General features: G+C 74.0%; 1 protein-coding gene and 1 pseudogene. Both read right to left on the bottom strand.

Annotated features, from left to right (window positions below; all coding sequences use genetic code 11):
* Nucleotides 1-1,300, bottom strand: a pseudogene (locus tag PV341_RS44585) (ABC transporter permease); the annotation flags it as partial.
* A 1-nt stretch (nt 1,301) separates the two neighbouring features.
* The coding region (locus tag PV341_RS44580) for an ABC transporter permease (protein ID WP_500360964.1) at nt 1,302-2,805 on the bottom strand (1,504 nt) is incomplete at its 5' end.

The raw sequence follows: 2,805 nt of genomic DNA, 5'->3' as shown, positions 1-2,805 counted from the left end.
CCGCCCGCAGCGGCAGGCTCACCGTGGCCACGACGGCCACCGCGGCGGCCGCCCACACAGCGAGCGCGGCACGTTCCGCCGGCAGCAGGAGCAGCGCCAGGGCCATGCCGGCCGCCGCGGACGGCACCGCCACCACCGCGCTCTCGGCCAGCAGCCGGCCGGTGAGCGAGCCCATGCTGATGCCACGGGCCCGCAGCAAGGTGAACTCGGCCCTGCGCCGGGCCGCCGACAGGCCCGCGGCCATGAGCAGCACGACCGCGGCGACGGTGCCCACACCCACGGCAGCGACCAGGACCAGCGGCTGCGCAGCCGTGCGCTCGGTGACGAAGGGACCGAGGAGTTCACCCAGCCCCTGCTCCTCGACGTGCAGGCCGCGCTGCTTGGCCTGCAGATGTGCCCCGTCAGGTCCCGAGGTCAGCGCGGCGAGCCGGTCGCTCAGGGCCGGGACGTCGTGCGCGGTGAGCTCGTCGACGTCGGCAGGGTGGTGCCAGTAGGCCAGCGCGCCGTCTTGAAGGCTGAGCAGGGCGGCCGTGGCCCCCGGGTCGATGAGCGCAGCGAAGTGCCAGTAGCGGGCGGGGTCGCCACCCGGGACGGGCAGCGAGCGCAGGCTGGGCTTGCGCAGGTCGGGTTCCGCGTTCCACCAGGCGGCGCCGGGTGTCCGGGGCGTGACGATCCCGGTGACCCGGACGGTCACGACCGATCCGACGGCGTCCTCGAGGTGGAACGCCGAACCGGTACGCAGTTTCATCACCTTGGCGGTGCGGTCGGTGATCACCGCTTCGACGCTGTGGGCGTCGGTGCCGGCGTTCGGCAGACGTCCCTCGAGGAGCCGGGTGTTCGCCGCAAGGTCGGGCTGTGCCACCAAGGTGTTCTTCGGGGGGAGCGGGGCGACCGCCATGGTCCGGGGCAGTCCGGGGTCGGTGACGTCTGTGTCGGCGGAGCGCACCCCGTATACAGTCTGGTCGCGTTCGAGCGTCAGCGGGGGCTTCACGAGGCGCTGGAACCGGGTCTCGGTCTCCTTCAGCGACGGGGGGGTGAGCAACCCCTCGGCGTTGAGGGGGGCGGACAGCGGTGACACCTGGAGCGACATGGTGACGCTACGGCCCTGCAGCGACGCGTGTGACACCGCGTCGCGCAACGCGGAGTCCTCGTAGCCGTCGACGGCCCGCGGCAGCGCGGCCGCCAGGAACGCCGTGACGAACACCAGCGCGGCCATGGCGAGCGTGCCGCCGGGGGCGGCGCTCAGCCGGGCGCGGATCCAGGAGACGTCACCGCTGCGCGGGGAACGGGGCTCGGCCACGTCATTCACCTCCTTGGCGCCGCAGCGCCTGGGCCGGGTCGGCGGACCGCCACGCCGTCAGCATGACGCCGAGCAGGGGCAGTGCGGTGATGGTGATCATCAGCAGGGCGAGCGGGCCGGACGGCAGATCTATCCGCACGTCGGGGACCGGGCTCTCCGCGTCAGCCGTCAGGATGATCAGGGGGACGACCTGGCGGGTCAGCAGTCCGCCGAGTACGGCGCCGACGCCCACCGCGACCAGGATGACCAGGCCCTGCTCGGCGGCGATCACCCGGGCGAGCCAGCGGCGCGGGGTGCCCAGCGCCCGCAGCATCGCGAACTCCTGGGAGCGTTCGCGCAGTGCTCCGGCCGCCGCCACGCTGTAGCCGAGCGCGGCCAGCACCACGGCGGTCACGACGGCGGCGGGCAGCGCGGACAGCGGCCCGGCGCCGAGCGGATCGCGTTGGAGTTCGGTGCGCTGCTCGTCGCGGACCAGGAGCGAGGTGATGTCGCCGCGGGTCTGCAGTGCCGAGGCGAGGCGAGCGGCCGCGCCGGGCTCGGCCGCCAGCCACCACTCGCCGGGAACCAGGGAGCCCTGGCCGGTTCCGTTGAGGAACGTGTTCGCCGAGTGCATGTCGATCAGCAGCGCCCCGCCGTCGGTGCCGTCGGTCTTGGGCGCGACGGTGGGCAGGGCGCGTACGGCGGCGGAGACGCGGACCGGCACGGTCACGCCGGCCACGGGGATCCGCACCGAGTCCCCGACCTTCGCGCCGACCGCCCGCAGGAAGGTGTCCGTGGCGACCGCCGACAGCGCGGCCGGGGCCTTGGGTTCGGAGCTGAGGGTTACGGAGGCCGTGTCATAGCTGCTCTGCCAGGCCGCCCCGAGGGACATCTCCCCTGTGTCGAACTCGACGGCGAGCGGCGTCCGCGCGCTGGAGTCAGGGGCGTCCGTCCAGGCGGCGACGTAGCCGGCGTAGTTCATGTAGTCGGGGTTGCCCATAGCGGCGCGCGCCTGCCACGACGAGCCCTCCGGTACCCGGACGGTCCGCGTGGTGCCGTCGCCGGACTCCGACCGCAGCGCGGTGACGGACAGCCGGTGGTGCTCGGTCCGCTGCGGCAGGGTGTAGTCGGCCTTGATCCGGGTCAGGCGCAGTGGCCCGGCCGGGCCGGCGCCGGGGGCCCGGCCCGCCTCGGCGCCGAAGTCCGCCACCACGACGTGCTGTCCGCCGTCGGCGGGGACCTTGCCCAGGGCGATCGTGTAGGGCACGCCGAAGCGGTCCACGAATGTCGCCGAAAGGCGGGTGGTGACGTGGCTCGCAATCGGTCGGCCGCCGGAGTCCGAGGCTTGCGTGCGAACGGTCAGGAGAAGGCGCGCGGTGTCACGGGGCAGGCCGAACCCGGCGTCCGGCGAGGCGGTGTCCTGAGGTCGCAGGGAGCGCAGCAGGTCCTGGAAGGGCCGGTCGGCGAGGTCGTCGCGCAGGCCGGTCACCCCGGAGGCGCTGGTGGTGTCCAGTGCCAGCACCGTT

Origin of the sequence: Streptomyces sp. PA03-1a (assembly GCF_033792805.1) — a bacterium.
Classification (GTDB): domain Bacteria; phylum Actinomycetota; class Actinomycetes; order Streptomycetales; family Streptomycetaceae; genus Actinacidiphila.
The sequence above is the reverse complement of the archived record's forward strand: the minus strand, read 5'-3'. Positions and strand labels throughout refer to the sequence as shown.